Genomic DNA, 26,660 nt, shown 5'->3' on the forward strand with positions numbered 1-26,660 from the left:
TCTTGTCCCAATATTTTGAGACCGCCGTCACTCAACCAGCAGCAATGGCCCTTTGTGTTTATAGTGCAAGGCTTCCAAAACAACCGCATTGGTGTTCAAGGTCAGCGCCATGTTGACACGGCCATCAGCCTCATATTGCCCCGCATACCAGCCGTGTTCACCAGCCAGGTGATCCAGACCGACAACCACTTCCTCTGTGTACGGGGTGCCATACAGTGCCTGCCAGGCAAACGCAGCTTTCAAACTGACTGTTCTGAGCGCATCATGAGCGCTGCCGTCTTCGGCCAACACCGCCCAATCTGCCCCGTTGCCAAAAACCGCCCCATACAGAAAATGCGGCGCTTGATCGATGTGATCTTCGCTCACCATAGTGGCCTGGCCTGTCTGCCGTGCCCGCGCTTCTTGCGCCTGATACAGCCGACTGGCCAAAAGCCGTCCTTCTGCATTCAAACCTGTTTCGAAAGCTTGCAAAACATAAGGTTCACTGACCACTGGTGTGATCGCCCCAAAATCTTTTGCCCGCCGTCGATCGATGCCGATGTTTATACCTGACACCTCTTCCCACGCCATGATAGGGCGCGCAGTGCTGGCACCCAACACATCCAATCCCCAAAGCGCGGCCGCCCGTGCGCCATACTGCTCATAGCCAATGCGCCCTTCCTGATGATACCGTGTCTGGCCGTCCTGCCGGCTACTGCCCCACAGCCGCCCCTCCGCGGTCATCGCTGCCAAATCCCAGGTCGCAAGCAAGGCCCGTATGCGCGGGCCATATTCTGGCGTTTGGATCTCCAGAATACGCAACGCCATGAGCAGTCGAGACACATCCAGCGCAGACCAGCCGATGCCCTCCGGCACGGGCGTGTTGGCATAATCCACCATGGCAAGACTGCGGGTATCATACGCTTTATTTGGCAGCCGTCCTTCAAACAACGGCAGGCGCTCCAATCCGCTCAAAAACGCATCGCTGCGGCTCAAAAACGTACCGTCATCCACTATCCCCAAGCCTTTTGCAGCCAGAAGCGCCATGAGATAACTGCCTTGATCCCACAGGGTTGCGCTGGGGTGGTCATGGATGGCATCCACAAGCCCGGTTTCGGCCCGATAATGGCTTTCGAAATACCGCCAAGCCGTCGCAGCCGAGCGCCAGTCCTGTGTCGTCATTCCCTGTCCAGGTTTGGGCTGAAGCCCCTCGGTTTGTGGCAGTTGCGCCAAGCCGGTGTCACGCATAACGCGGCCCCAACCGTCCTGCTGCACGGCGATCCCCGCCGTCAGCAAAAGCCCGGTGAGGAACGCAAAACTTGACCGATTGGCCCGGACAGGGGCGTCAGTTTGAATAGGAGTGGGCGACATGTTGCACCTCCGTTGTACTCTGCTGGGAGACTGTGGTGTGGTCTTGCGACAAATGCGCGGGCGGACGCCAGCGCGCCATTTGGACAGCGCGCACCACAAAGCTCATATTCACGCCCAGCCAAAACAGATTGACCCACAACAGTGACGCGCTGTAGCCGGGGACGTGCTGCGCTGTTTGCCAAACACCAAGAACGGCCGCACCGCCCATGACACCCAAAAGGGTCACATGCGGCCAGACATGCCGCATGTTTGGCGTGCCACCAGCATTGGGCAGTTTGGGTGTTGGAGCAAACTGAGGCGTTTGGCGACGCAATACACAATAGAGCGCCCGCAGCTGAACTGGCAGAGCCACAACAGCCATGACACGTCCGGCGCCGATCGCGTGCCCCTTACAGGCCGCAACCATGGCCAACTCTCCCAGGACCACCGCCGGCAAAAATCGTTGAAAGAACTCCACCGAAAAGGCCGAAACCGGCGCCCACCCCGTGGCAAGTGACACAACCGGAGCCAATAGCAGGACCGGTGCCCACAGGATGCTCAGATAAGACCAGAACGTCGCCCCATAATGCAGCTTTTGGCGCCAGTTCAGCCCTTTGCGAAACAGTGGATTGTCCCAGATTGCGATATCAAACGTACCACCGGCATATTTGAGCCTCTGCGCTGCCCAGGCTGTCATACACCATGGCGACAACATGCGTGCTTCCACCTGAGGGTGGTATACCGAAGTCCACCTTGCCGCTTGATCTGCGTGTATCAAAATCGACGTGTATAGGTCTTCTGACACATGAAACCGGTACGGTTGCAAGGGATGCGCTGAGAGGCAAGCCTGAGTGTTCAAACGACTTTTTGCTGCGGCCTTACTTACGGACTGCGTTTTGTCACGCAAGGCGGCATCAAACACCGCTTCCCGACGATGAATGGACGCCGCGCCACAGCAGAACGAGGCACCGTTGCGGTTTCGCCGCCGCTGAATCACATCAAAAAACACACTTGGGTCGGACAAAAAGGGATCCCGCCCAACGCGGTTTTTTCCACTCATCCAAGTCAAAACACGCGCGATCACCCGCGAGCACCACCTCGCTGTCCTGGGACACGCCCGTATCCACCTTGGGCTTTGACGTGTTACCCATCTGTGCCAACTCTCGCCTTCCGGCAAGTCATAAAACCAATGCGGCGTCTGAACCCAAGCCACGTTTGGATCACGAAAATAGCCCATGGTGTTCTGCAAAAACGACGGAAGCAGCCTGGTGTCAGCGTCGCAAATCACAACAAAATCCCCTGATGTGCGCAACAGCGCATGCCTCAAGTTACCTGCTTTAAACCCCTCATTTGTTTGCCGTGCGAAGTAGCTTATGCCGCGGCGATCCGCCTCCAACGCCATTCCGGCACGATCCCCGTCATCCAACAAACAAACGCGTACCCGCACCCCGTCAGGCACGTATACAGCCGCCGCAGCCTCCAACGAAGGCCCCACAACGTCGAGCGGCTCATCATACGTGGTGACAAAAATATCCACCGTGGTGGTTGTGGATTGCGGCGTGCGCCAGGGATTATCATCCCAAACCGCGCCAAAAGGCGTGTCCCCTTCATCCCAGATGTCGAAGTAAAACAACGACGTGCCCAAGAAAAACAAACTCTCCGCAGTGGCGACACAAACGGAAAACACAAAGGCGTCCGAATTTAGGGAGGCAGTCCAGCGCCAGTGCAAATAGGCCGCGCCGGCGGCAATGGTTGCGCCAGCCAAAAAGTTCCAAACCCACCGGCGACAGGAACCGAGGGGCGCATAGATGGGCGCTTGGCGATGGGAAAACTGCTCAAAATACGGCTTGGTCATTGTGTGTGCACCTCCAATGGCCCTGTCATCATCAGCGCGCATTCGCCTGTTGGTGATCGCGTACAAACATGTCCACAACACGCATAATTGCGTCAGCTTCTGTCCCGTGATGGTCCTTGGCCGTGGATCCCGTCGAGTAAGACCAAACACCGGCCGCAACCTTGATCCGAAGATCCCGGGTCAACAGCACCTCCTGCGACAAGCTGGCAAAAACTGAATACTCGTATTTGCACAGATCGCTTGGATCAGAGAACGAAAAATAGAGGTTCAAAGTGGGTTGTCCTGGCACAAGATGAAGTTGGTCTTGGGGGACAATCCGAATGCCTGCTGCCGCGAGTTTGGCGTCAAAGGCTTTTTGCAGCTGGCGCCCAAATGTTCCATCAAATCCAGGTGGAGGCTTAAGAGTTGTCAGGTCCAGGTGTAGTTGCTTAACCCCCCGTAACACTTCTCCTTTTTCAGACCGAGGCAAAGCCCTCGGGTCAAAACCAAGGCTCAAAGCCGCCTGATTTTTCAGGCAAACTTCCGGCGCTTCGGGGTGGTCACGCGGCAGCCCTCCTGCCTGACTTCCGCCATCATGCACACCAAACAATCGATAAATAAACCCAGTGTTGCTGGTGTCCAGAGGACGGCTTGAAAAGCTGCGCCGCTCCTGACACTGCGCGCCCCCCGGGCAATGCGTTCCAACAAAGTCAACCCGCTCCCACAAAATCCAAAATCTGTCCTGCGCTGAGGTTGCACGTACGGTATCAGCCCGCACCGAATGGAACATAAAAACGATACAAACCCCGATCAAACCGACTTGCCACACCAGTGACCCAAATCCCAACAACCATCGCCAAACCTTTGCAGCCAGGCGCTCCACTTGCCCTTTTTGCCTCATCACACACCTCCGCCAGCCTGCCGCACCGTAGGTTGAGGCTGTATCAAAGGCTCCCTATCCTGAAGCGGCTCAACCTCAACACCGCCAAGCGGCGTGTGCGGTTGCGCATGGCTGTCCATATAGCGGTGATCAACCGCCCAATCAGGCGCCACAATCATGTCATCAACCCAAGTTCCCGGTTTTATGCGGGTTTGCGCACACACCACGGATCGGCGCACCAAGCTGCGTCCACAGGCCCGTGCGCCGGCACCAAGCACAACCGGCCCCTCCAGCTTTGCACCAGCTTCCACCACCGCATCCGCGCCGATAAAGGCTGGTCCAACAATCACTGCACGCGGCGAGACTTGTGCTCCATCCGCAGCCCAGACGTGCCGCCGTATCAGCTGCCCGTTTGGCATCAGGTCAGGGATAAGCCCGCGCAGTCCGCGAGATAGGCCAGAGAAATAGTCTTGTGGGTTGCCCATATCGATCCAACTGAAAGGGGCATCGTAGACCTGCAAATGTTGCCCTGCGGCCAAAAGCCTGGGCAGCAAATGCTGCGCAATGTCTTGCTCAGGCTGCGCAGACACATGTTTCAAAACTCTTGGCGCAAAGACGTAGATGCCGGTGCTGGCCAGGCAGGATGGGGCATCTTTGGGCGCTGGCTTCTCGATAAACCGTCGAATGCGTCCAGATCTCTCCGCATCAATGATGCCGTATTGTTGCACACGCGCGGGCGGCACATGCTGTGCGGCCATTGTCACATCCGCACCACTGGCGCGATGCTGCGCCAATAATGCCGCCACATCGACATTGGTTACAGCATCGCCGCAAAACACCAGGAAATCCTCGTCAAACGCACGGGTGTTGCGCTGCAGATGTCGCAGGGTGCTGGCCGATCCTAGGGGAGCACCCTGCCACTGATCACCGTACCACTCACCTTCATTCAAAAATTGGAAACTGCGCAATGGCGAGCTGCGCACATGCGCGTGGAACTGAGGGGCCAGGTGCCCGGGATTGAGGATAAAGTCCCTGATCCCAAACCCCGAAAGATGCCGCAGCACATGGTCCAGTATCGGTCGCCCGAGGAAATCGAGCAGCGGTTTGGGTGTATCCTGACTGAGCGGCGCCATGCGCGCGCCTTGTCCTGCCACCAAAATCACGGCCTTTACGCCGGTCAATTGCCGGGCGCGAAATACCGGGGCCGCAAGCGCATCTTTACGGGTTTTAAACACTCTCAACAATTTGGCCAAAGAGCATTTTGAGATTTCCTTCTGAACACGCTCGCCCGCCCCAAAGAACCCAACCGCCATCTGATGTGGCGCTTCACTTTGAAACTCGACCAATGCTGCAAGGCCAGAGCGCGCAATCCGGCGCACTGCACTGAGATCCACCAAAATTGCCGAGCGCCCGCGGACGGCACATTGGGCTTCTGCGGCTTTCAACGTGGCGTAGTCGGCTGATGTCAGCCGTGCCGCGGCGATCTTCAGGATCGAAATCATGCCGACATCTTCAGAATTCGTAAGCATTGGAGTCTCCTTGATCTAAGAGCGCGTTCCGGCTTTCTGCGGTGAACGAAACAAGGGAAAATCAGGCAGAGAACCCAATCCCACTGTCCACGCGGTCAACCTGAGGCGGCTCAGCGCCCAGACGAAACAGCCGGTTGCGGGAAGCGTCCAGGCAAGTTCCAACACAATAGACTGACTGGGCGTGACATCCCGTCCCGCCAACGCCACTTCCGCAAGGTCCAGAAAAACCGGATGGCACAAATAAAGCCCGAACGCGTACTTCGAAAGCCGCGACAGCCCAGCCGGCCACGCCTTATGGGCCAGGGTCAGGCATAAAACCAAAAGCGCCACCGGCATCAAGTAATCCGCCCAAAAGACAAAAGGATTGTCATACACCCAGAGGCCGGTTGCGATCACCTTGGCTGTACTAATCAGCTTGAGGGCGAGCAACACAATCACAATCAGGGCAATTGGCCAAATCCAGATTTGCCGCTGCGCTGCCGTGGTTTGGCGCCATACTCCCAAAACCGCACCTGCCGCCATGCCGTAGCCAATATAACTCAGTACCTTGAGGGCACGCACCGCATAGCCAAGCGTTTCCGTGTCCCAAAGGGCGGCATACAGCACAGGGTCCACCCGCTGTTTCAGCAGCAATGCCGGTACCACCATAAGGCCCAGCGCGGGCTTCCGTTCCGCCACCCCGAATAGTGGGAAAAACAGCAGGAGCGCAAACAGCGTTGGGATAAAATGCATGTGATACTTCACATCCCCCAACAGCAGATACCCGGCCCAAGTGACAGGCTGTTGAAGCGCGGCAAAAACCTCAGCCTCATACCCCAACGACCGGGCCTTCAGAAGGTTGTAAAACGCATAAGCCGCGGTCCAGAACACAAATGGGATCAGCAGCCTACGTGCCTGTTCAGCCATCACTGTGCCATAACTGCGGGGGCGCCGGGAAAGCGCCATCAACAGCAACATAATCGAGATCATCAAAAACAGTTCCGTCCGCGCCGTATACAGCAGCGCGCGCAGCACCATGGGCGCCAGGCGCGCCGCAGGATCCGCCTCCGGGAACGGCTGCCCTTGGGCATCCGCTGTCACATGCAACCCAACCATCGACACACCTGCAAAAAGGCGCAAGGCGTCGATCCAAGTGTGCCGCCCCGCATAAGGACCATCTGCAACCATGCAGTTCACCATTTACCAAACAAACAACACAATCAGTGTCGCCGCCACATCTGAACAAAAAGTGAACAAATGCGCATTTGTTTTTATTTTGTTCTACATTCATTTACCGCTTCGCAACAGTTTGTTCTTACCCTGATGGGGCTAGGAGAGTTGTTATGTGTGTCTTTCGGTTCCCCCATCTACTGATGCTGGCTTTGCTCGGCGGTTTTGATCCAAGCGCAGCAAATGCATTGAATGAAGCTGATCTCTGCGCCCGTGCCGTGGAGCAGTACGGCGTGGAACCCACGCAATGCGGTTCGCTCAGCGCCGGGTCGCCGTCGTCCTCCCAAACGGCCCTGCCCAATGAGGTGCTGGAAAGCCACATTTTTTTCCCACAAGGCGGCGCCAGTTTGAATGACGACGCACAGGTACAGCTTGCGGTGCTGCTGTCCGTGCTAAATACATCGGTGATGCAGTCCGCGTGCTTGCGCCTGATTGGCCACTCTGACAGCAGCGGTGGTGCGGACGCCAATAAGGCACTGGCACTCAAGCGTGCCGAAACAGTTGCAGCTGCGCTGCGCGACGGGTTGAAAGACCCTTCGCGCATCCGCGTCGTCGACTCCGCAGGCGAAGCACTGCCTCTGTCCGGTTTGGAAAGCACGTCCGTACATAACCGCCGCGTGGAAATTCAGGCCAAGACCTGCCCGTAACGCAAAATCCGTCCCATTACGGCAAATCCACCGCAATCATTAACCAAAATGCACGTTAACCAACGCGCGCGTTTTCTCTTGCCCTCCTGCCCTGTCTGGTGATCTCAAAGGTGTGGAAATAATCCATTAACCTTGATCGGGTGGGGGCCTGATGCGTGGGATACTCGAAAGCTGGCGCCGCCTGCGTCTTGGCTGGGCCGTGGCGTTAGCGGCAGCCAGTCCGGCGTTGGCTGATCCAATCAACGGATTTAGTGAACAGTTTGTGCAGCCACCTGTAGCGAGTTGGCATGTCGCACATTACAACTTCAGCCACCCGGCGTTTGACACCGACTGGAGCCGCAAAAACCTGCGGTTTGATCAAGGGCTGCATCTGTCGTTGACCCCGCAGACTTCCACAGAAAACCGCTTTTTAGGGGCTTCAATCCGGCGCGACACGCCAAGCCACTATGGCCGCTACGAGGCGGTGCTGCACCCGGCGCGGGGTGACGGCATTGTCACCGGTTTTTTCACCTATACCGGGCCGCACTATGGCACCCGACATGATGAAATCGACATTGAGTTTCTTGGGCAGGACACCACCCAAGTTCAGGTCGCCTGGTTTGTGGACGGTCATCTCAGAAGCCGTAAAATCCCATTGGGGTTTGACGCCGCTGACCAACCGCGCCGTTATGCCTTTGAATGGCATTCGGATCGCTTGCGGTGGTTTGCCGAGGACAAGCTGATTTTTGAAGTGACCGAGGCAGAGTCCCCGCTGCCAAAGGAACCAGGCTACTTGTTTGCCAATCTATGGGCGGTGGACAAAAGCGTCGCCTCCTGGGCCGGCGTTGCGGCAGAGGGAACCTCTGCACAGGCTTATGTGGGCCACATGCAATTTGCGCCGCTTATCACGCTCACATCGGGGTTGGGTACGGCACTGGCCACCGGACGGCTCTCACCATAGCCGATCGGCGCCAACTCAATGGCCTTTCAAAAACCCAAATGCAGCAGAGGTTGCAAAGCCGTTTTCTGCAGAGCCCGTTGCAGCCATGGTCGACACCGCCATAACCGTCAGAGTCACAAACATCACCACGTGTTTTTGCATAAAAAGTCCTCTCTGCTACCAGCCGCTACAACATTCATGCTGGCGGGATTCGGTAAAACCAAAGTGAACTCCGCAAAATTTTCACTGCCCCAATCCACACAAAAAGGCCGGCACACATTCCCTGCACACCGGCCTTCAAAATTGTTCCACCTGCTGTTTAAGCCGTCTGACGGAAGTCCTCGTCATAGGCATTGGAATTTGCCCCGCTCACCGAAGACGGGCGGAAACTGCCAACCAGCTCAGCCAACTCACCGGCGGCTTCTTGCAATGCCCGTCCCTGCGCGCTGGAGCGGTCCACCAGGCTGGCGTTCTGCTGAGTGACCCGGTCAAGATCCATCACACCAGAGTTGATCTCGGTGATCGCGGTTGCCTGATCGCGGGAGCTGTCGGCAATCTGCACTGCCAGCTTGCTCACTTCCTGGATCTTGGTGATGATCTCTTCGATCGCCTTGCCAGCCTGATCCACCAGATCCACGCCAACCTCAACCTGGTCAGATGAGGTATCAATCAATTCCTTGATCTCATGCGCACTGGTCGCGGAACGCAGCGCCAGAGAGCGCACCTCCGAAGCCACCACAGCAAAGCCACGACCGCTATCACCAGCTCGCGCAGCCTCAACCCCGGCATTCAGCGCCAAAAGATTGGTCTGGAACGAAATGTCCTCAATCACGCGGTTGATCTCGCTGATCTTTCCGGAGCTGTCTTTGATGTCTTGCATCGCTTCCATCGCGGATTTCACAATCTCGCCGCCGCGCAACGCGTCACTCTTGGTGGCTGTCACTGTGCTTTCAACCGATTTGGTTTGATCAGACGCGGTCTGCACACTGTCAGTGATCGAGCCAATCGCGGCTGCGGTCTCCTCCAGCGTTGCGGCCTGAGCCTCAGTACGTTTGGCAAGATTCTGCGTGCCTTCCGCCATCTCGCCAGTCTCGTCTTCGATCTGCGAAATGGTACCCAACACGCGGCCAATCACATCGTCCAAAGCTTCTGCGGTCTTGTTGAAATCCGCCCGCAACATTTCATAATCGCTGCTAAACGCCGTGGTGATGCGATGGCTCAATTGGCCCTGCGCCAGATGATTCAACCCATCCGCCAGTTCATTGACCACCTCGGATTGCTCCCGCGCCGACGCCTGGGCCTGCTCTTCCATGTTCTTGTTGGCTTTGATGGTTTCCACAAATTCGCGCACCGCCCGCGCCAGCCGGCCCAATTCATCTTTGCGATCGGTTGAGGGCACCTCACTTGCGGTGTCACCCTCCCGCAACGCTGTGATCCGCGCCACAATCCGCGCCAGCGGACGGGTCACACCTGCTGCAGAGACATAAACAATGGCAGACATCACCAAACAGATCAGCGCCACAGCCAGCAGCGACTGCATATACAGCTTGTTCACCACAGCAGCGATCACGCCGTCATAAAATCCCATCACCATTTCGGCCACAACTGTGCCATCGGTGTGGTGGATCGGAAATTTCACATAGGCCACATGGTTCGTTTCAAACCGCGCTTCGGCTTCTTCCATCGCCAGAATCTCGGCCACGCCTTCTTCCCAACCGGTTTGATCCGCGCCTTCAACAGCCACTTTTGCAAAAAGCTCACCATCGACAAACACTTTGGCAAACAACGCATTTTCCATCTGGGTCACACCGGCAATGGCACCTGCGGCACCATCGGTGTTAAAATCCCAAACCGCGGCTGCCACCGGCGGTGCCACAAAGGTCTGCGACAGCGCCAATTCGCTCTCAAACGCCTTAATCAGGGTGTTGCTTTGCTTGCTCACCCAAAACACGGTGGTCGCAATGAAGGACACCAGGATACAGGCCACGATCGGCAACAATAGCCGCCCCATAATCGACAACCCAAAAGACCGCTTCTTTTCACCAGTCATTATTCGCTCCGGCCAGACCGTCGCCACATCCTGTGGAGGGGCCTGCATAGGCGCCATTTTTTGGCGCAGTTTCAATCTGTTACGCGATCATAACCTGCCATCAGACAAGCCCAAATCCTCACCTCCCACCTGGCCCAATTGCCAAATGAAAACCCGTAAACACTGTGTGCCTCTGTGTGTCTTGATGGGGAAACCGCAGTTTCGCTTGTCCAAAAGACGCACAGACGCCTTTAGTTCCTCGATCAAATTAGATCTGCTGAGTTAATAGAGACTTACGCGGGACAACAGTATTTCACTTATAAAGCAGAAACACTTTAACCCTTTGGCCACGAACCGTTTTTTCGCAACTCAGTAGAGCTGATTGCCTGCATAGGGACATTGGCAAACGCCCAAGCCGGCGCGTGGGCGCGACTCAGGGCACGGCTGTTTTTGGGGTGCAGCCGCGCCGTTCGAAACACCTGTGCCGCCTTGGCTGTGCGCGCTTCGATCCGATCACCGGGACGGGCCAGTACCCCCACGGGCACTCGGGCCATTATGTCCTGCCAGTCTTTCCAGCGATGAAACTGCGCCAAATTATCGGCGCCCATCAGCCAAACAAACCGCGCCTGCGGACATTTGTCCTGCAGCACAGCCAGCGTCTCCGCTGTGTAGCGTGTCCCCACGTGGCTCTCAAAATCAGAGACATGCACCCGCGGATGCGCCATGATCTCCCGCGCCGCCGCCAAGCGCCGCGCAAGTTTAGCCGGTCCACGATCCTTGAGCGGATTGCCCGGGCTCACCAGCCACCAGACCTGATCCAGACCAAATCGCTTGAGCGCCTCTTTGGTAATGTGCACATGGCCTGCATGTGGTGGATCAAACGATCCCCCAAGCAGGCCAATTTTCTGGCCGCGCGCGACATATGGCAATCCGTAAGGCACGCAGGCTAAAAAGCTTTGGGCGGGCGGGAAGTCAACATCAAAGCGCCAAAGGCACAAAAAAGGGCGACCGATCTTGGCCGCCCATCTCCAATTTCATATTATGGGTTTAGTGCGAGTGCGCGTTGGGTGCAGTCAGCATCAACCCAGGCGCTGGCTTTTTAAGCTCATGTGGATCCTGACCTTTGGCCGGGATTTCCACCCATGGATTTGCCCCTTCAAAACAGGACTGCACCGTTGGGAAGAACAACATTTCGCCAGCTGGAAGCGACTTATCAAGCTTCGCCATAAAGACAAATTCATCAAAGTGAGGAGCCGCCAATTCACCGGTCCAGACCACCTCTTTGACACCTTCCGTCATGGTCCGCCCATGCAGCTCATAACTGTTTTCATACGCGCCGTTCACTGTCTCCAGCGTCCAGCCTGGCTTGGGCATTGGCTTCACCGACAGCACGCCTTCTGGGATCTGCACCCGCATGGATTTGGTGGCCGAGCCATCGCAGCCATGGCCGATACGCACCACAGCTTTATAGTAGCTGCCCACCTCGGCTTCTTTGACTTCAAGTGTGGCATGGGCGTTGGCGACAGTTCCGGTTACCGCCGCAAACACGCAGGCGGACACAATGTGAGAGATTTTCATTTTCATTTTCCTGATATCTTTGAGATGTGGAGGGGTCCCTCCGTTTGCCTGGTCAGGAAAAAGATGGCGGTGCTCTTGCAAAATAGGCTGTTTCGCCCGCCCTCACAGACCACGTCTGAGACGGCCAGAGGGCCCGCTCCCGGTAGGAGGAAACAGGGGTCGGCACTGATTGCGTTGGCACGAGCAAAACGGTTGCGGCTACGATACAGCTTGGGCACTCCAGCCCAGCGTCGCCACCCATTTCGCCGCAGATGTCCCCAGCGCCAAACAGCCCTGTAACGTCAAACACAGGCTCCGCTACCGCGCGGGTGACATGGGCGGTTGAAAACGTCGCAAAACTCAGTGCCGCAAACAGCAACACGAAGAGATTTATCAGGACTCTGCTTTTCAACGCCTGCGGTCTTTCAGCTATTCAAGGACAACTTTTGGCTTTGTCACCTGTGGGTAACCGCTGCGACATGACCTAGCTCAAGCCACCGCAAGAAAACACCTTTAAATTGTGCCATCAGGCCTCAAACTGCAGATACTCTTCCAAAAGCATCTCCCAGCTTTCCTGTGGATCAAACGATCCCCCAAGCAAGTCAATTTTCTGTCCACGCGCGACATATGGCATTCCGTAAAGCATGGAGTTTTAGTGGACTGTTGCGGCGGGAAGACCAAACTCAGGCGGATGACGACGCCGCCGCTCTCCCGAAAGCTGCAATCAGCTCTTGCACGCATAGCGATAAACAAAATACACAATCTCTCGGAAAATTACGAAAGTCGAATAATGAAAAAGCTTATTGTAGCAGCAACGGCACTGTGCCTATGTACCGCACTCCCCGCCGCAGCCGCCGACAAATATGTCAGTTATCGTATCAAGAAAAAAACCCCTACCGTGGAAGGCACTTTGTTGGTCGACGGTTTTTCAATTGGTGAAATTCAGACGTTTGTCCGAAAAAACTGTGCCGGAAAAGTTGGGGACGTTGCTCTAGTCGGAAAACCACGCAAAAAACGCGGGAACCTGCTCCAGAAATTCAAAACAACATGCAGTGGAGGACCGGCGCAGCGATATGCTGGCGCCAAAAGTGTCACTTTGGAACACGAGTTGATGCCGGATGGTCGCGTACTGACCGAAATGCTCTATGGCCTTAACGGCGACGTTCAGTTTCTTCAAGAATACAACTAACTCTAAGCCGACAGGTGGCAAATCGTTTTCGACTAGCCGCCTGTCTCAGACCGCCTCACTCACACTGCAGATACTCTTCCAACAACATCTCCCAACTCTCCGCTGGGTCAAAGTCATCCAACAGCCCGTCGCCCTCGCGTCCGGTAAACGCCGTCATCCCATGTTGCACCATGTAGCGTGGCGAATGCGTGGGCGGCCCAAAGTCCGCCATCTGCGCACACAATGCGGAATGCTTGGGGCTGCCGCTATCGCCAAACCGCGCCACAGCCTCCTGCATGCGCGGGCCAAACGCCTCGCCAGTGGCATGTTGAATTTCCAGCATCATCACCTGACCGGCCTGATGTGCGGTGGTGTCTTCCACCCGCAGCGTGTCAAACGCCGTGCGCAGTTGCATGGTCACTACCATCTCAAACGCGCGGTCATCCTGATCATCTTTAAAACAGCGGATCACCCCTCCCGCCAAATCGGCAGGCGAATAGGCGTTGGACAACTCACTGAGCGCCACACAGCCCACCTCATGGGTGCTCTCCAGATTGCCATCCGCCTCATAATTGGTCACCTGCGCCACCCCCTGAGTGGCCCACAACATTCCCACAACCGCCAACCACCGCATGTCACTTTCCTTCTTCAAAACCGCGCGGATCATTGCCCTTTTGCCCACGCTTGGCTAGACCCGCTGAAACAACATTTTTCTTCGGAGTCGACTCCCATGGCAGCTTATCAGTACGTCTACCACATGCAGGGTGTGTCCAAGACCTACCCCGGCGGCAAGAAATGCTTTGAAAACATCCACCTGTCCTTCCTTCCAGGCGTGAAAATTGGTGTGGTTGGTGTCAACGGCGCCGGTAAATCGACCCTGATGAAGATCATGGCCGGTCTGGACAAAGACTTCACCGGTGAAGCCTGGTCCGCCGAAGGCGCCCGCGTTGGCTACCTGCCACAGGAGCCAAAGCTCGACGAAAGCCTGTCCGTGCGCGAAAACGTAATGCTGGGCGTTGCCGCGAAAAAGGCCATTCTGGACCGCTACAACGAACTTGCCATGAACTACAGCGACGAAACCGCTGAGGAAATGGCCGCACTTCAAGACGACATCGACGCCCAAAACCTCTGGGATCTCGACAGCCAGGTCGACATCTCCATGGAGGCCCTGCGCTGCCCCCCTGATGACGCCCGCATTCAAGACCTCTCCGGTGGGGAAGCCCGCCGCGTGGCGCTCTGCAAACTGCTGCTCGAAGCGCCCGAAATGCTGCTGCTGGATGAGCCGACCAACCACCTGGACGCGGAAACCATCGCCTGGCTGCAGCAGCACCTGATCGACTACAAAGGCACCATCCTCTGCGTCACCCACGACCGTTACTTCCTGGATGACATCACCAGTTGGATCCTCGAGCTCGACCGCGGCAAAGGCATTCCTTACGAAGGCAACTACTCCGCATGGCTGGAGCAGAAAGCCAAACGTCTGGAGCAGGAAGCCCGCGAGGACAAATCCAAGCAGCAAACCTTGCAGCGCGAACTTGACTGGATGCGTCAGGGTCAAAAAGCCCGTCAGGCCAAATCCAAAGCCCGTATCAGCGCCTATAACGAGATGGCCAACCAGTCTGAGCGTGAGAAAGTTGGCCGCGCCCAGATCGTCATTCCAAACGGGCCTCGTCTGGGCTCCAAGGTCATCGAGGTCAACGGGCTCTCAAAGCACTATGGCGACAAGCAGCTGATCGAAAACCTCGAATTCTCCCTGCCCCCGGGCGGCATTGTTGGCGTGATCGGCCCCAACGGCGCCGGTAAATCCACGCTCTTCAAAATGCTCACCGGTCAGGAACAGCCGGACGAAGGCACCGTGGAATACGGCGACACCGTGAAGCTCTCCTACGTCGACCAGTCCCGCGATGACCTAAACGACAAAGACACCGTCTGGGAAGCCATCTCCGGCGGCGCGGAAATCATCGAACTGGGTGACGCCCAGGTCAACTCCCGCGCCTATTGCTCGTCGTTCAACTTCAAAGGTGGCGATCAACAGAAACCGCTGAACCTGCTGTCCGGTGGGGAACGCAACCGCGTGCACATGGCGCGTCTGCTCAAAGAAGGCGGCAACGTGCTTCTGCTCGACGAACCGACCAACGATCTGGACGTGGAAACCCTCCGCGCGCTCGAAGACGCCCTGGTGGATTTTGCAGGCTGCGCCGTGGTCATCTCCCACGACCGCTTCTTCCTCGACCGCATCTGTACCCACATGCTGGCCTTTGAAGGCGACGCCCATGTGGAATGGTTTGAAGGCAACTTTGAGGACTACGAGGAAGACAAGAAACGGCGTCTTGGGGCGGATGCTCTGGAGCCGAAACGCTTGAAGCATAAGAAATTTTCACGGTAAGTGTTTGACCCCGTCAAACACTTACAGCGCGTGGCAGGGTTTTGGCGCAGCCAATAACCCGTACGCGCCCCGGTGAGACGGCACCCAAACGCTGAGTGACCAAAAACAAAAAACACCCGCGCTCCGGCGCGGGTTTTCTCTTTTCACCACCTCAATTGATCCCCCGAAAAGCCCGCAAAGCGGACTTACGCGTCCGACCCGTCCAAAAAAGGGCGGGCGACGGACGCGTTTCCTCTTTCAAGAACACTGCACTTGGAATGAAAACTGCGGGGCAAACCACACAAAAAGTGCCCTTGTATTTCAAACAACTTCGCCCGACAAAAAGTGAACCAACGCAAAATCGTATTGAACCACCCGTGCATCTGAGCAATCTTAAATTGATCGATCTAGGGAGTAAAACCATCGTGTTACCCGCCTCTTACGACGTCAAGTTGCGCAAACTGGAGAAAACGATCCAGCAAGCCAAAAGAGATTTTGAAAAAGAACAGGACATTGATTCACTGGCGAGCGATATAACCGACGCATTAATATCATTACATCTACTCCTAGACAGAGCACAGAACCAAATCTGGGCGAAATACAATTCAAAAAAAGAAGGCAGGGGCAAACCCAATATATATTTTCCAGTTACGTCGAACAAAGAACGTTTCACCGAACGCCTGCAGAAGGACCAGTTACATGAGCTGCAGAATAAGAACCCCCGCATTTTTGAGCTGATTGAAAATACTCAACCATTCGAACAAGATAGCAATTGGTTGGAGAAACTGCATGAAATTTCATCAAATCGTCACGAGCGGGACGCAACGATCCAAAATCGTCAAGCAGTAACCGGATTTGGCTTAGGTAGAGGCCAAGATCTTTACATCCGCCATATGAGCATCACAAACGGAAATGTGTTCTTTGACGGCCTCGCCACCAATCAGCAAACTGGACAAACGGAACCTCTCAAATTTACTCCCACCGTCGAAAACCGTTTGTTGCTGGAAGACCTATCAACCGACCCAATAGAATTTGCAAAGCTCGCGCATTCACGTTCAAAAACTCTTCTAACACAAATTTTCAACGCGCTTTAGCTCAAAACCACGAACTTACCCTGCCCTCGTAGGGTGCGCATTCACTGCGCACCACTTCGCCCAACCACACATGGCAACGGTGCGCAATAAATGCGCACCCTACACCCATCGCCCACATGCAATGTCTCGATGCACCGACGAATACGGCCACTCCTCGGCGCGCTGAACACACCCATGTTTGACCGGGTTCATATGACAATACGTGATCGCTGCTTTATAGCTCTCCGCATCACGAATATGATGCTCCCAAAAGCGCCGCTGCCACACCGCCCGCTCCCGTCGAGCCACATGGCTGCTCCGCTGAACGCCCTTCGGTACGGATCGCGAAAACCGCGCCTTGATGATCTGCCATCGCCTTGCATAATCGCTATCGCCCCGAGGCAAAGTCCAAACCGCATGCATATGGTCGGGCATCACGACCCACGCATCAATATAAAACCGGCGCTCTGCATGTGTTTTGAAGACTGCCTCTCGGAGAGCATCAATGCGCTGCACTAACAAATCCCCGCCACGCGCAGCAAGATTGACGGTAAAAAACACCGTCGCGCCGGGCACCTTGGGGCGAATATAGTGGGACATGTCTCCAGCCTACCAAATTCCAGTTAACGGCTGATTAACCAACACCAAACATCACACCCCCGCCATCCCGCTGTAACACCTCTTAAACCCACCACGCCACGCCCCCATCCTCAGTGCACCACCACTCACGAGGATCACCCCATGCGCCACCTGCTCCCAGCCCTCATCGCCGCGCTCCTCATGGGTGCACTCATCGCGCTAGACGTCGCCCGCCCCCTCGGCGCGCACCCATGGTGGAGCCAAAAGACCCTCCTGATCGGCGCGCCCCTCGGCCTGATCCTCGCCACCCTCACAAGCCTCAAACTGCGCCCGATCCCGCTGACCATCACCTTTGCCATCACCATCGCACTGGCCTTCGCCACCGCCAAACACGGTCAAGCCCAATTCGCTGCCTCATATGCCGAGGATCAACTGGCCGGAAAGCTCTGGTACTTCGGCTGGATCGCAACCGGTGCCACCCTCGCCGCAACCCTCACGGCCACGCTCACAGCCCTCATCCAAACCCTGTGCCCCAACAAACCCAGATAAGTTTTAGCCACCACCCACAGCAAAGCCCTTTCCATGCCACATTTGCGCCCCATTTGACCTTAGTAATGGTTAATGAGATCAACCGGAGACGCAGACATGGCCCTTATCCTCATCTTTGCTGGCAGCATCGCAGGCATCCTGCTTGGTGGCATTCAGATGATGTTTCAGGACGCCTCGGTCTGGACCGCCCTCACCACCTACCTGAGCTTCTCCCTCGGCTTCCCGCTTAGCGCCGGCCTCATCGCCCTGGCGCTCACCGCGCTGCGCAGCCGCTTTGCGGAGCAGGACGAATTTGGCCTCTACAACGTCTGACCCTTCACAGTTTTCAAATCTACTGGGAAGTCACAGCCCGCTGTGACGGGGCAGCGCCCCTAATCGCGCAACCGTGCCGCCAAATGCGCTTCCAACTGCACCTCTTCGGCAATCTTCATCTGCGCCCAGGTCGCCAGTAACCGATTGATGCGCGCCTGATAGCCCTGCCCCATCGCGCGGTAAAATTTCGCCACCGAGCGGTCCAGATACAGCGTCACCTTCTCTTTTGGCTCCGCCACGTCCAGATCCTGCTCCAGCGTGTGCCAGGCCTCAGGCACCGCCTCCCGCAGCGCCTCTGTGATCCAGGTCTCTGCGGTCAATGCCAGCAAGTTGCGCCCCAAAGCTTCTCGCGCAATGCGCTGCGTCTTGGTGCCTTTGCTGGCCCGTTGAAACGGCGGCCAATGCTCGCTCTGATCCTCAGACATGCTGCGCCTCCCTGAAAGACACCCTGCCGATCAGAGGTTAAACCCACCAAACTGCACCGCGCGCCGCCGTTGCGCGCGCCCAAATATGCACCTCCGCGAAACAGCCGCGATACAGACGTAATACCGACGTGCAAATTCGCCCAGTTTAGCGCGGCGGCCAGGCCGCATCTTCTTGCGGCACAGCCCGCGGTTTTCCATCCTCATCAATCGCCACATAGGTGAACACCGCCTCGGTCACCTTCTCTGAAACGCCCCGCCGGTGCCGCACCGCCCAGGCCTCTATTTTGATGCCCATAGAGCTGCGCCCCACCCGCTCCACCCAGGCCCAAACACAAAGGATATCACCGACTTGCACCGGTCTGATGAACTGCATCGCATCCACCGCAACCGTGGTCACCCGCCCCTTGGCGCGTTGGGCCGCGATGATCCCGCTGGCAATATCCATCTGGCTCAACACCCAGCCCCCAAAGATGTCGCCATTGATGTTCACATCTGACGGCATCGCCAACACCCGCAGGGTTGCTTCTCCGTCTGGCTGTCTCTCATCACTCATGGCGCATCCTTTCTTGGCTTTCCCCACCCTAACCCTCTGGTGTCCCCACGAAAAGCTGGTAGAAACCCGGGCCAGAAGGACGCTTGTATGACCCAGTTTGACATCATCGTAATTGGCGCAGGCCCCGCAGGTAGCGCTGCGGCCACCTGGGCCGCCAAACAGGGCCGCTCCGTGGCGCTGATCGACAAAGCCGCCTTCCCGCGCACCAAACTCTGCGGCGGGCTATTCACCGAACGCAGCCGCGCCTACTACCATGAAATATTTGGCCAAGATGTGGATCTCACTCACGCCGTGACACGCGACGAGATTGCCTTCTGGTACGACGGTCGAGAGCTCGCCGTTCTCAAGGACATCCCGCCGCTGCATCTCACCATGCGTCTGGATCTGGACACCACGATGCTGACCCATGCCTTGGATGCCGGTGTTGAGGACTATACCGGGCACCACATCTCGGAACTCACTGAGACATCATTGAAATTACGCAACGGACCCATCTTATCAGCTGCCGTTATTATTGGAGCAGATGGCGTGAACTCGGTTGTCGCCAAACAGCTTTTTGGCAAATCTTTCGACACAAAAACCATTGGCTTTGGCCTTGAAATCGAGGCACCTCTGTCGGAGCAAAACCCTAAGAACCACCCTTTGCGCATCGACTTCGCCGCCGCCACTTGGGGCTACGGCTGGTCCTTCCCAAAACAAGGCTCCACCACGGTTGGCGTTGGCGGTCTACGGGCGCCAAACCCAGACATGAAAGACCACATGCAGCGCTACATGCGCACGCTGGGCTTGCCATCTGAAGAGGTGAAAATCAAAGGCCACCACCTGCCTTTTGGCGACTTCCGCCCCACCCCAGGCCGCGCCCATATCCTGCTCGCGGGCGACGCTGCTGGTCTGGTGGATCCAATCACCGGTGAAGGCATCGGCTTTGCCATGAAAAGCGGTCAACTCGCCGCCGAGGCTGCCTGTAACGCGCTCAAGTCCAACGCGCCGCACACTGCAATTGACCTCTACAAGGCCGAGCTCACGGATATGCACCGCAACTTGCGCATCGCCCGCAACCTGCGGCGTATTATCTTTGCCCCGCGTTGGCAGAAAGCTTTCATTGGCACTTTCCGCCGCTCCGGTACCGTGCGCATGATGTATATGCGTCTTCTGGCAGGCGAAGTGGAGTATCCGGAGCTGGCGCGTCGTGTGCTGACCCGCCTGCCTCGCTACTTGCTGAACGCGATCAGACGGACGCCTTAACCCACTTCACAATGGCCGATTTGGGCATCGCGCCGGACTGCCGGGCACGTTCCTTGCCATTGGTGAAAGCCGCCATCGTCGGAATGCCACGAATGCGATATTTCGAACCGGCATTCTTATGCGCTTCGGTGTTCAGCTTCACCAACCGCACCGCGCCGTTAACCTCTTGTGCAGCCGCCTGATACTGCGGCGCCATCTGCCGGCAAGGCCCACACCAGGGCGCCCAAAAATCCACCACCAATGGCACATCATCAGTGCGCACAGCCTTCTCAAACATGGATAGGTCCACCTCAGCAACTTTGCCGTTCATCAAACCCTTGCCACAGCTGCCACACTTCGGTCCTGCCGCGAGTTTGTCGTAAGGCACACGATTGACTTGGCCGCAGCCAAAACAGGTCAACTTTTTGCCACTCATCGTCTCTCTCCAGCGTCACATTCTGCAAATCACATATGTGTCAGTCCATCGATTTGGAACCCCAAAGGCAAAGAAAAAGGCCGGGCAACACCCGGCCTTTCCCAGCATTGAAAACTTAATTTAGTTCAGTGCTTTGTCGGTGATCGCGTGGGTCCAGGCGCCTTCCGGCTTCTTGGTGATCACAGGATCAGACCCACCGGACATCAGGCTGTCCACAGTGCGGTCAAAGTCGGCCACATCCAGCGCGCCATTGCTGCCCGCAGTCAGCTTGGCAATCTCGCTCATCATACGCACTTGATGCTCTTCGGTCTGTGCACCGGAAGCATCGTTGTCCAGCACGATCAGCGCCGCTTCTTCTGGGTTCTCTTCAGCCCATTTCCAGCCCTTCATGGACGCGCGCACAAAACGCACCATTTTGTCCTCAAACGCCGGATCGGCCAGCTTCTCTTCCATGACGTACATGCCGTCTTCCAGCGTAGCCACACCCTGGTCTTCGTACTTGAACACCACCAGGTCGTCCGGGCTCAGACCGGCGTCAATGATCTGCCAATATTCGTTGTAGGTCATGGTCGACACACAGGCTGCCTGCCCTTGCAGAATTGGGTCGACGTTGAAGCCCTGCTTCAGCACTGTCACACCACCATCAGAGCCGTCTGTTGCCAGACCCAATTTGCTCATCCAGCTCAGGAACGGGTACTCGTTGCCAAAGAACCAAACGCCGAGCGTCTTGCCAGCAAAATCTTCCGGCGAGGACACACCAGCGTCTTTGCGGCAGGTCAGCATCATGCCAGAGGCTTTGAACGGCTGCGCAATGTTCACCAGCGCCAGGCCTTTTTCACGGGACGCCAAAGCAGACGGCATCCAGTCCAGCACCACATCGGCACCGCCACCGGCAATTACCTGAGCCGGGGCAATATCCGGTCCACCTGGCTTGATAGTCACGTTCAGATCTTCTTCGCCGTAGAAGCCTTTGTCTTGCGCCACATAATAGCCGGCAAATTGCGCCTGCGTGACCCACTTCAATTGCAGCGTCACATCATCCGCAGCATGTGCCACGCTGGCAGCAACGCCCAGTGCCGCGGCTGTCAGTGCTTTCATCATCGTTTTCATTTTGGCTTTCTCCTTGTTGGTATTTGGCTTTTTGTTATTGATGCACCATCTCCGTGATGCCTGTCACAAAGCAGAACCCTCTGGGATTGCTATGAATTCATTCAAATGTGCTTTTGCCTAACTTCGCATCTTCCGGGCACAGGATTGCACATCCCCTGCCCGGATGGAAAAGGAAGTTACCTTTTCGTCATCGCGATTTCCTTTGCGAAGGGTGCCAGAAGGTCACGGATTTCTCCAGCAAGGCCACACCGCCGTAAAACAGCGACCCCGCCAAGGCTGCTACAACAATCTCCGCCCAAACCATATCCAGCGCAAGCCGCCCGACCTCTGTCGAGATACGGAAGCCCATACCTTTGATTGGACTGCCAAAAAATTCAGCCACAATCGCGCCAATCAGCGCCAGTGTGGTCGAAATTTTGAGGCCGTTGAAGACAAAAGGCATTGCCGCAGGCAAGCGCAACTTAAACAGTGTTTGTTTGTAGTTTGAACCATAGGTCCGCATCAGATCACGTTGCATGTGATCCGTCGCCTGGAGCCCCTCCACCGTGTTCACCAACATTGGGAAAAACACCATGATCACCACCACAGCTGCTTTGGATTGCCAGTCAAAACCAAACCACATCACCATAATTGGAGCCATGCCAATGATCGGTAAGGCCGCCACGAAGTTGCCCACCGGCAGCAGGCCCCGTTGCAAAAACGGGAAGCGGTCAATCACCAATGCGGTCAGGAAGGCTGCGCCGCAGCCCAGGATATAGCCCGACATCGCGCCCTTGATCACCGTCTGTACAAAGTCTTGCCACAGCGTCGGGATTGACGTGGCAAACGTAACCGCAATGGCTGTTGGCGCAGGCAGCAACACCGGGTTGATTTCAAACCCACGCACCGCACATTCCCAAAGCACCACAATGGTCAGCCCAAAGATCACCGGCACCGCCAGCGCAGTGAACCGTGTTCTAGGCTGGTGTGACAGACATGAATTTATCCGCCAGCCAAGCAGCCACGTCACTATTCCAAATACAATCCAGCCCATCATGCCATCCCCATCCGTTTGAGAACCACTTTTTGGATCACGCCAATGATCGCCACCAGTGCCGCCGCAAGGGCTGCCGCGGTAATCAACGCGCTCCATATCTGGATCGTTTGTCCGTAGTAGCTACCCGCCAATAGGCGCGCGCCCAATCCAGCAACGGCACCGGTAGGCAATTCGCCAACAATGGCCCCAACCAACGAAGCCGCCATCGCCACTTTCAGTGACGGGAACAAAAACGGCATCGAGCTTGGCAGACGCAACTTCCAGAACTCCTGCCCTTTGCCGGCGCTCCAGGTTTTCATCTGATCCACCATCATATGATCCGGGCTGCGCAGGCCTTTCACCATGCCAACAACCACTGGGAAGAAGCTGAGATACATGGAAATCACTGCCTTGGGCAGCAGGCCAGAAATGCCAATTGCGTTCAGAACCACAATAATCATGGGCGCAATTGCCAGGATCGGAATGGTCTGGCTGGCAATCACCCAAGGCATGACGCTCATGTCCATAGTGCGGTTGTACACGATCCCCACCGACAGCGAGACTCCCAGCGCAGTGCCCATAGCAAAACCCAAAAGCGTCGCTGAGAGCGTGATCCAACTGTGATAAATCAGGCTGCGTTTGGAGAACGCGCGGCCTTTGACAACCATTTCTCCAGTGGTTTTCCAAATCTCGCGGCCCACTTGATGTGGCGCCGGAAGTTTGGGTTTTTTCTGGTTCATCGTGTCCGCCACCATCTCAGAGAAGGTGATCTCTACGTTGGCCCGTTTGGCCTTGTCATAAGCCCAGGACGCATTGAGCGCCACGGCGCCCGCGTACCACAGCACAAAGATCGCGGCGACAACGGTCAGGATAGGTCCGATATTCCTCATGCCCGCCACTCCATTCGCACTTCGCGCACAGACTCTTGGATCTCGCCGTCGTGGCGACTGACCTCTTCAAATCCTTCACGTTTGTAGAATTTCTGTGCCTTTTCATTGGGCTCATGTGTGGTTAGCCAGACAAATCCGCGCCCTGACTTGGCTTTATCCATCAGCGCCTTGCCCACGCCCGCGCCGGTTTTGCGGCAATACAGGCCACCAACGCGCGACACATTTACATCAAACGATAGGTAGCCCTCTATCGGGTCACCTGCGACCCAAATCTCGCGCTCAGGCATCGCCTCGCGAATGAATTCGGCAATTTCCGCTGGTGCATAAGGTGAGGTCATCCACTCCGTAGCAGCCTCCCAGTCACAGACGATCTGCGCCATCGCTGGCACATCCGCCTCCACTGCCCGTCTTACGGCAACCTCAGTCATCGCCATGCCCCGCACGCAGACCATCACGCACCCGATGCGCAATTTCGATGAACTCAGGGCTGTCGCGAATGTCCAGCGGCCGTTCTTTGGGCAATGTGCTCTCAATCACATCATGTATGCGCCCCGGGCGTGGGCTCATCACCACAATCTTTGTGCTTAGATACACTGCTTCTGGAATGGAGTGCGTCACAAAGCCAATGGTCTTATTGGTCCGCGCCCACAGCTCCAAAAGCTGCTCGTTCAAGTGGTCACGCACAATCTCGTCCAGCGCGCCAAATGGCTCATCCATCAACAAAATATCCGCCTGAAACGCCAAGGCCCGCGCAATGCTGGCCCGCTGTTGCATCCCGCCAGACAACTGCCAAGGAAATTTGTTCTCAAACCCTTCCAGATGCACCAGCTCCAGCACCTCTTGCACGGATTTGTCTTGTTCTGCCCTTCCGATCCCCATGATCTCCAAAGGCAGGCGAATGTTGCCACCAATGGTGCGCCACGGGTACAGCCCCGCGTGCTGGAATACATAGCCGTAGGCGCGAGATTTGCGTGCCTCGGTTGGGCTCACCCCATTGACGGAGATCTCCCCCGCCGTGGGCTGCTCCAAATCGGCCATACAGCGCAGGAATGTGGTCTTGCCACAGCCCGACGGCCCAATGAAGGAGACAAAATCCCCTTTGTTGATATCAAGGTTGATGTCCTTGAGCGCATGAACCGGCCCGTCGTTTGTTTCAAACGTCAGGCTCAGGTTCTTGGCTGAAATGACTGTGTCGTTCATCTTGGCTCTCGTTTCACCGCCCTGTGCGGAGTTGTTTTTTGGGTGGCCCCAGGTTGATCCCGGGTGCCACCTTTTTAGCTGTCTTAAACGCCGGTCGCCGGAATACCGGAGCGCTTCACCGGCTGTGGCGAGGTCAACTCTTTCCAAGTCGACAAAGCCTTGTTCACCGTGGTGTTGGCTTCACGTTCGACAAACTTACCATGGCCTTCCTGCGTGCGGATCTCGCCGTCATGCACCGCCACCTGACCACGGGTCAGCGTGAAGCGCGGCAGGCCTTTGACCTCTTTGCCTTCAAACACGTTGTAGTCGATCGCCGATTGCTGCGAACTGGCCGAAATCGTCTTGGACTTCTCCGGATCCCAAACCACCAGGTCCGCATCCGCGCCTACGAGAACCGCGCCTTTTTTCGGGTAGCAGTTCAGGATCTTGGCGATGTTGGTCGAAGTCACAGCCACAAATTCATTTGGCGTCAATCGCCCCGTCGCCACACCGTGTGTCCACAACATCGGCATACGATCTTCGAGACCACCGGTGCCGTTTGGAATTAGCGAAAAGTCGTTGAGACCATTACGCTTCTGTTCTGTGGTAAAGGCACAGTGATCGGTGGCCACCACGCTCAAAGAGCCTGATTGCAGACCGGCCCATAGGCTGTCTTGGTGTTTCAGATTACGGAATGGCGGGCTCATCACACGGCGCGCGGCGTGGTCCCAATCCGGGTTGAAATACTCGCTTTCATCCAGCGTCAGGTGCTGGATCAGCGGTTCCCCCCAAACGCGTTTGCCCTGCATACGCGCACGACGAATTGCCTCATGCGCCTCTTCACAAGAGGTGTGCACCACATACAGCGGCACGCCCGCCATATCGGCAATCATGATCGCGCGATTGGTGGCTTCACCCTCAACCTGCGAAGGGCGCGAATATGCATGCGCCTCAGGTCCCGTATTGCCCTCAGCCAGCAACTTCGCAGTCATCTCTGCCACCACATCGCCGTTCTCGGCATGCACCATGGCAATTCCGCCCAGCTCGCTGAGACGGTTAAACGAGGCAAACAGCTCGTCGTCATTGACCATCAACGCGCCTTTATAGGCGAGGAAGTGCTTAAACGTGTTGATCCCACGCTGCTCGATCACAGTTTTCATATCGTTGAACACCTGTTCGCCCCACCAGGTCACCGCCATATGGAACGAGTAGTCACAGTTCGCGCGGGTCGATTTATTGTCCCAGCGCTTGATCGCATCCAGCAAGCTCTCGCCTTGGTTGGGCAGACAGAAATCCACCACCATTGTGGTGCCGCCCGCCAGACCAGCGCGTGTGCCGCTCTCAAAATCATCAGTGGAATAAGTGCCCATAAACGGCATCTCAAGATGCACGTGTGGGTCAATCCCACCCGGCATCACGTAACAGCCGGTGGCGTCCAGTTCCTCATCGCCTTTGAGGCCCTTGCCAATCTCAATGATCTGACCGTTCTCAATCAGCACATCCGCTTCATAAGACAGATCTGCGGTCACCACGGTGCCGTTCTTAATGACTTTAGTCGCCATCGAAACTCTCCCTGTTTTGCTCTCTAGCTTGCGCCAAGAGCTCATTGAATTCAGCGGACAAAATCTGTGCGCTGGCTTTTTCTATCGAACATTCGAGATTCCAAAGCGCCTGAACCAAGGGCTGGTTGTACGCCCCGTCCGCCAAAAGGGTCTCGCTCAACTTTTCAAGCTCAGCAGACAGGATGACGACGTCTGAAACCGTAAGCTGTACCGAAACTTCCTCAGCCAAATTTTGCATTGTTTTGCTCATTTGCACGCCAGCTTCATTTGGCCAAAATTATCCCGGG

The 26,660-nt window shown here is 56.4% G+C and carries 29 protein-coding genes; 8 read left to right on the forward strand and 21 right to left on the reverse strand.

Annotated elements, in window-relative coordinates; translation table 11 throughout:
- Window positions 1-27: 27 nt before the first annotated feature.
- Genes QOL67_RS15595 through QOL67_RS15615 form a run of 5 tightly spaced genes read right to left on the reverse strand, consistent with a single transcriptional unit; the run spans window position 28 to window position 6,739 of the window.
- Complete coding sequence (locus tag QOL67_RS15595) at window positions 28-1,350, reverse strand: DUF3131 domain-containing protein (RefSeq protein WP_283426906.1); 1,323 nt, start codon at window positions 1,348-1,350, stop codon at window positions 28-30.
- Window positions 1,325-3,184, reverse strand: coding sequence for a glycosyltransferase (locus tag QOL67_RS15600; RefSeq protein ID WP_283426907.1), 1,860 nt, complete (start codon window positions 3,182-3,184; stop codon window positions 1,325-1,327). Before QOL67_RS15600 ends, QOL67_RS15595 begins: the two co-directional genes overlap by 26 nt.
- A 31-nt stretch (window positions 3,185-3,215) precedes the next feature.
- Window positions 3,216-4,064 carry a hypothetical protein gene (locus QOL67_RS15605; protein ID WP_283426908.1) on the reverse strand — a complete coding sequence of 283 codons (849 nt, stop codon included), beginning with the start codon at window positions 4,062-4,064 and terminating at the stop codon, window positions 3,216-3,218.
- On the reverse strand, window positions 4,064-5,572 hold the full coding sequence (locus tag QOL67_RS15610; RefSeq protein WP_283426909.1) for a sugar phosphate nucleotidyltransferase: 1,509 nt from the start codon (window positions 5,570-5,572) through the stop codon (window positions 4,064-4,066). Before QOL67_RS15610 ends, QOL67_RS15605 begins: the two co-directional genes overlap by 1 nt.
- Before the next feature lie 15 nt (window positions 5,573-5,587).
- Window positions 5,588-6,739: an acyltransferase gene (locus tag QOL67_RS15615; protein WP_283426910.1), complete on the reverse strand. Its 1,152-nt coding sequence runs from the start codon at window positions 6,737-6,739 to the stop codon at window positions 5,588-5,590.
- Window positions 6,740-6,894: 155 nt separating this feature from the next.
- On the opposite strand from QOL67_RS15615, the gene QOL67_RS15620 reads away from it, so the two are divergent.
- Both QOL67_RS15620 and QOL67_RS15625 read left to right on the forward strand, forming a co-directional pair.
- Window positions 6,895-7,428, forward strand: coding sequence for an OmpA family protein (locus QOL67_RS15620; protein WP_283426911.1), 534 nt, complete (start codon window positions 6,895-6,897; stop codon window positions 7,426-7,428).
- 151 nt (window positions 7,429-7,579) lie between these two features.
- The gene (locus QOL67_RS15625) at window positions 7,580-8,368 is read left to right on the forward strand and encodes a family 16 glycosylhydrolase (RefSeq protein WP_283426912.1); all 789 of its coding nucleotides are present in this window, start codon (window positions 7,580-7,582) and stop codon (window positions 8,366-8,368) included.
- Between the two features lie 15 nt (window positions 8,369-8,383).
- Here the strand turns inward: QOL67_RS15625 and QOL67_RS15630 are convergent, their stop codons facing one another.
- From QOL67_RS15630 to QOL67_RS15645, 4 genes are all read right to left on the reverse strand, one after another.
- Window positions 8,384-8,509, reverse strand: coding sequence for a hypothetical protein (locus tag QOL67_RS15630; protein WP_283426913.1), 126 nt, complete (start codon window positions 8,507-8,509; stop codon window positions 8,384-8,386).
- Window positions 8,510-8,666: 157 nt separating this feature from the next.
- Window positions 8,667-10,397, reverse strand: coding sequence for a methyl-accepting chemotaxis protein (locus QOL67_RS15635; RefSeq protein WP_283426914.1), 1,731 nt, complete (start codon window positions 10,395-10,397; stop codon window positions 8,667-8,669).
- 314 nt (window positions 10,398-10,711) lie between these two features.
- The gene (locus QOL67_RS15640; RefSeq protein ID WP_283426915.1) at window positions 10,712-11,317 is read right to left on the reverse strand and encodes a nicotinate-nucleotide adenylyltransferase; all 606 of its coding nucleotides are present in this window, start codon (window positions 11,315-11,317) and stop codon (window positions 10,712-10,714) included.
- A gap of 106 nt (window positions 11,318-11,423) precedes the next feature.
- The gene (locus QOL67_RS15645; RefSeq protein WP_283426916.1) at window positions 11,424-11,954 is read right to left on the reverse strand and encodes a YcnI family copper-binding membrane protein; all 531 of its coding nucleotides are present in this window, start codon (window positions 11,952-11,954) and stop codon (window positions 11,424-11,426) included.
- Between the two features lie 670 nt (window positions 11,955-12,624).
- Between QOL67_RS15645 and QOL67_RS15650 the strand changes: the two genes are divergently transcribed.
- Window positions 12,625-13,122 (forward strand): hypothetical protein, encoded by a 498-nt coding sequence (locus tag QOL67_RS15650; RefSeq protein WP_283426917.1) that lies wholly within the window; start codon window positions 12,625-12,627, stop codon window positions 13,120-13,122.
- Window positions 13,123-13,177: 55 nt separating this feature from the next.
- Here the strand turns inward: QOL67_RS15650 and QOL67_RS15655 are convergent, their stop codons facing one another.
- The gene (locus QOL67_RS15655) at window positions 13,178-13,735 is read right to left on the reverse strand and encodes a hypothetical protein (RefSeq protein WP_283426918.1); all 558 of its coding nucleotides are present in this window, start codon (window positions 13,733-13,735) and stop codon (window positions 13,178-13,180) included.
- A 96-nt stretch (window positions 13,736-13,831) separates the two neighbouring features.
- On the opposite strand from QOL67_RS15655, the gene ettA reads away from it, so the two are divergent.
- Together ettA and QOL67_RS15665 are read left to right on the forward strand one after the other, a co-directional pair.
- Window positions 13,832-15,487, forward strand: coding sequence for an energy-dependent translational throttle protein EttA (gene ettA, locus QOL67_RS15660; RefSeq protein ID WP_283426919.1), 1,656 nt, complete (start codon window positions 13,832-13,834; stop codon window positions 15,485-15,487).
- A gap of 95 nt (window positions 15,488-15,582) precedes the next feature.
- Window positions 15,583-16,560, forward strand: coding sequence for a hypothetical protein (locus QOL67_RS15665; RefSeq protein ID WP_283426920.1), 978 nt, complete (start codon window positions 15,583-15,585; stop codon window positions 16,558-16,560).
- Between the two features lie 99 nt (window positions 16,561-16,659).
- Here QOL67_RS15665 and QOL67_RS15670 read toward each other — a convergent pair whose 3' ends face one another.
- On the reverse strand, window positions 16,660-17,139 hold the full coding sequence (locus QOL67_RS15670; RefSeq protein WP_283426921.1) for an REP-associated tyrosine transposase: 480 nt from the start codon (window positions 17,137-17,139) through the stop codon (window positions 16,660-16,662).
- A gap of 141 nt (window positions 17,140-17,280) precedes the next feature.
- Between QOL67_RS15670 and QOL67_RS15675 the strand changes: the two genes are divergently transcribed.
- Window positions 17,281-17,667, forward strand: a complete 387-nt coding sequence (locus QOL67_RS15675) for a hypothetical protein (RefSeq protein ID WP_283426922.1) — start codon at window positions 17,281-17,283, stop codon at window positions 17,665-17,667.
- A 96-nt stretch (window positions 17,668-17,763) separates the two neighbouring features.
- Entirely contained in the window at window positions 17,764-17,979 is a 216-nt protein-coding gene (locus QOL67_RS15680) for a hypothetical protein (RefSeq protein ID WP_283426923.1), read from the forward strand.
- 59 nt (window positions 17,980-18,038) lie between these two features.
- Here QOL67_RS15680 and QOL67_RS15685 read toward each other — a convergent pair whose 3' ends face one another.
- Together QOL67_RS15685 and QOL67_RS15690 are read right to left on the reverse strand one after the other, a co-directional pair.
- Entirely contained in the window at window positions 18,039-18,404 is a 366-nt protein-coding gene (locus QOL67_RS15685) for a BrnA antitoxin family protein (RefSeq protein WP_283426924.1), read from the reverse strand.
- Window positions 18,405-18,549: 145 nt separating this feature from the next.
- On the reverse strand, window positions 18,550-18,957 hold the full coding sequence (locus QOL67_RS15690) for an acyl-CoA thioesterase (protein ID WP_283426925.1): 408 nt from the start codon (window positions 18,955-18,957) through the stop codon (window positions 18,550-18,552).
- An 87-nt stretch (window positions 18,958-19,044) separates the two neighbouring features.
- Here QOL67_RS15690 and QOL67_RS15695 point away from each other — a divergent pair, with 87 nt between their 5' ends.
- Window positions 19,045-20,202, forward strand: a complete 1,158-nt coding sequence (locus QOL67_RS15695; RefSeq protein WP_283426926.1) for an NAD(P)/FAD-dependent oxidoreductase — start codon at window positions 19,045-19,047, stop codon at window positions 20,200-20,202.
- On the opposite strand, the gene trxC is transcribed toward QOL67_RS15695, so the two are convergent.
- The 8 genes from trxC to QOL67_RS15735 form a co-directional block, all read right to left on the reverse strand.
- Window positions 20,186-20,617, reverse strand: a complete 432-nt coding sequence (gene trxC, locus QOL67_RS15700) for a thioredoxin TrxC (RefSeq protein ID WP_283426927.1) — start codon at window positions 20,615-20,617, stop codon at window positions 20,186-20,188. The two genes, QOL67_RS15695 and trxC, sit on opposite strands and share 17 nt — an antisense overlap.
- A gap of 120 nt (window positions 20,618-20,737) precedes the next feature.
- A complete protein-coding gene (locus QOL67_RS15705) occupies window positions 20,738-21,718 on the reverse strand; it encodes an ABC transporter substrate-binding protein (protein ID WP_283427106.1) in 981 nt (326 codons plus the stop codon).
- A 196-nt stretch (window positions 21,719-21,914) separates the two neighbouring features.
- Entirely contained in the window at window positions 21,915-22,760 is an 846-nt protein-coding gene (locus QOL67_RS15710) for an ABC transporter permease (RefSeq protein ID WP_283427107.1), read from the reverse strand.
- Complete coding sequence (locus QOL67_RS15715) at window positions 22,760-23,632, reverse strand: ABC transporter permease (protein WP_283426928.1); 873 nt, start codon at window positions 23,630-23,632, stop codon at window positions 22,760-22,762. Before QOL67_RS15715 ends, QOL67_RS15710 begins: the two co-directional genes overlap by 1 nt.
- The gene (locus tag QOL67_RS15720) at window positions 23,629-24,060 is read right to left on the reverse strand and encodes a GNAT family N-acetyltransferase (RefSeq protein ID WP_283426929.1); all 432 of its coding nucleotides are present in this window, start codon (window positions 24,058-24,060) and stop codon (window positions 23,629-23,631) included. The genes QOL67_RS15715 and QOL67_RS15720 overlap by 4 nt, the downstream gene beginning before the upstream one ends.
- Window positions 24,053-24,832, reverse strand: a complete 780-nt coding sequence (locus tag QOL67_RS15725; protein ID WP_283426930.1) for an ABC transporter ATP-binding protein — start codon at window positions 24,830-24,832, stop codon at window positions 24,053-24,055. Before QOL67_RS15725 ends, QOL67_RS15720 begins: the two co-directional genes overlap by 8 nt.
- 83 nt (window positions 24,833-24,915) lie before the next feature.
- Window positions 24,916-26,373 carry a dihydropyrimidinase gene (gene hydA / locus QOL67_RS15730; protein ID WP_283426931.1) on the reverse strand — a complete coding sequence of 486 codons (1,458 nt, stop codon included), beginning with the start codon at window positions 26,371-26,373 and terminating at the stop codon, window positions 24,916-24,918.
- Window positions 26,363-26,623, reverse strand: coding sequence for a hypothetical protein (locus tag QOL67_RS15735; RefSeq protein WP_283426932.1), 261 nt, complete (start codon window positions 26,621-26,623; stop codon window positions 26,363-26,365). Before QOL67_RS15735 ends, hydA begins: the two co-directional genes overlap by 11 nt.
- Window positions 26,624-26,660: the final 37 nt, after the last annotated feature.

The organism is Shimia sagamensis, assembly GCF_900182745.1.
In the GTDB taxonomy this organism is placed as follows: Bacteria; Pseudomonadota; Alphaproteobacteria; order Rhodobacterales; family Rhodobacteraceae; genus Shimia; species Shimia sagamensis.

What these genes read in the sequence shown, in the direction of transcription:
- QOL67_RS15600 (WP_283426907.1), bottom strand. Translation starts at nt 3,184, where the DNA reads ATGACCAAGCCGTATTTTGAGCAGTTTTCCCATCGCCAAGCGCCCATC.
- QOL67_RS15725 (WP_283426930.1), bottom strand. Translation starts at nt 24,832, where the DNA reads ATGAACGACACAGTCATTTCAGCCAAGAACCTGAGCCTGACGTTTGAA.
- QOL67_RS15685 (WP_283426924.1), bottom strand. Translation starts at nt 18,404, where the DNA reads ATGTCTGAGGATCAGAGCGAGCATTGGCCGCCGTTTCAACGGGCCAGC.
- QOL67_RS15610 (WP_283426909.1), bottom strand. Translation starts at nt 5,572, where the DNA reads ATGCTTACGAATTCTGAAGATGTCGGCATGATTTCGATCCTGAAGATC.
- QOL67_RS15620 (WP_283426911.1), top strand. Translation starts at nt 6,895, where the DNA reads ATGTGTGTCTTTCGGTTCCCCCATCTACTGATGCTGGCTTTGCTCGGC.
- QOL67_RS15705 (WP_283427106.1), bottom strand. Translation starts at nt 21,718, where the DNA reads ATGATGAAAGCACTGACAGCCGCGGCACTGGGCGTTGCTGCCAGCGTG.
- QOL67_RS15670 (WP_283426921.1), bottom strand. Translation starts at nt 17,139, where the DNA reads ATGTCCCACTATATTCGCCCCAAGGTGCCCGGCGCGACGGTGTTTTTT.
- QOL67_RS15675 (WP_283426922.1), top strand. Translation starts at nt 17,281, where the DNA reads ATGCGCCACCTGCTCCCAGCCCTCATCGCCGCGCTCCTCATGGGTGCA.
- QOL67_RS15735 (WP_283426932.1), bottom strand. Translation starts at nt 26,623, where the DNA reads ATGAGCAAAACAATGCAAAATTTGGCTGAGGAAGTTTCGGTACAGCTT.
- QOL67_RS15605 (WP_283426908.1), bottom strand. Translation starts at nt 4,064, where the DNA reads ATGAGGCAAAAAGGGCAAGTGGAGCGCCTGGCTGCAAAGGTTTGGCGA.
- QOL67_RS15595 (WP_283426906.1), bottom strand. Translation starts at nt 1,350, where the DNA reads ATGTCGCCCACTCCTATTCAAACTGACGCCCCTGTCCGGGCCAATCGG.
- trxC (WP_283426927.1), bottom strand. Translation starts at nt 20,617, where the DNA reads ATGAGTGGCAAAAAGTTGACCTGTTTTGGCTGCGGCCAAGTCAATCGT.
- QOL67_RS15645 (WP_283426916.1), bottom strand. Translation starts at nt 11,954, where the DNA reads ATGAAAATCTCTCACATTGTGTCCGCCTGCGTGTTTGCGGCGGTAACC.
- QOL67_RS15680 (WP_283426923.1), top strand. Translation starts at nt 17,764, where the DNA reads ATGGCCCTTATCCTCATCTTTGCTGGCAGCATCGCAGGCATCCTGCTT.
- QOL67_RS15715 (WP_283426928.1), bottom strand. Translation starts at nt 23,632, where the DNA reads ATGAGGAATATCGGACCTATCCTGACCGTTGTCGCCGCGATCTTTGTG.
- QOL67_RS15630 (WP_283426913.1), bottom strand. Translation starts at nt 8,509, where the DNA reads ATGCAAAAACACGTGGTGATGTTTGTGACTCTGACGGTTATGGCGGTG.
- QOL67_RS15690 (WP_283426925.1), bottom strand. Translation starts at nt 18,957, where the DNA reads ATGAGTGATGAGAGACAGCCAGACGGAGAAGCAACCCTGCGGGTGTTG.
- QOL67_RS15695 (WP_283426926.1), top strand. Translation starts at nt 19,045, where the DNA reads ATGACCCAGTTTGACATCATCGTAATTGGCGCAGGCCCCGCAGGTAGC.
- QOL67_RS15625 (WP_283426912.1), top strand. Translation starts at nt 7,580, where the DNA reads ATGCGTGGGATACTCGAAAGCTGGCGCCGCCTGCGTCTTGGCTGGGCC.
- QOL67_RS15615 (WP_283426910.1), bottom strand. Translation starts at nt 6,739, where the DNA reads ATGGTTGCAGATGGTCCTTATGCGGGGCGGCACACTTGGATCGACGCC.
- QOL67_RS15710 (WP_283427107.1), bottom strand. Translation starts at nt 22,760, where the DNA reads ATGGGCTGGATTGTATTTGGAATAGTGACGTGGCTGCTTGGCTGGCGG.
- QOL67_RS15720 (WP_283426929.1), bottom strand. Translation starts at nt 24,060, where the DNA reads ATGACTGAGGTTGCCGTAAGACGGGCAGTGGAGGCGGATGTGCCAGCG.
- ettA (WP_283426919.1), top strand. Translation starts at nt 13,832, where the DNA reads ATGGCAGCTTATCAGTACGTCTACCACATGCAGGGTGTGTCCAAGACC.
- QOL67_RS15650 (WP_283426917.1), top strand. Translation starts at nt 12,625, where the DNA reads ATGACGACGCCGCCGCTCTCCCGAAAGCTGCAATCAGCTCTTGCACGC.
- hydA (WP_283426931.1), bottom strand. Translation starts at nt 26,373, where the DNA reads ATGGCGACTAAAGTCATTAAGAACGGCACCGTGGTGACCGCAGATCTG.
- QOL67_RS15635 (WP_283426914.1), bottom strand. Translation starts at nt 10,397, where the DNA reads ATGACTGGTGAAAAGAAGCGGTCTTTTGGGTTGTCGATTATGGGGCGG.
- QOL67_RS15655 (WP_283426918.1), bottom strand. Translation starts at nt 13,735, where the DNA reads ATGCGGTGGTTGGCGGTTGTGGGAATGTTGTGGGCCACTCAGGGGGTG.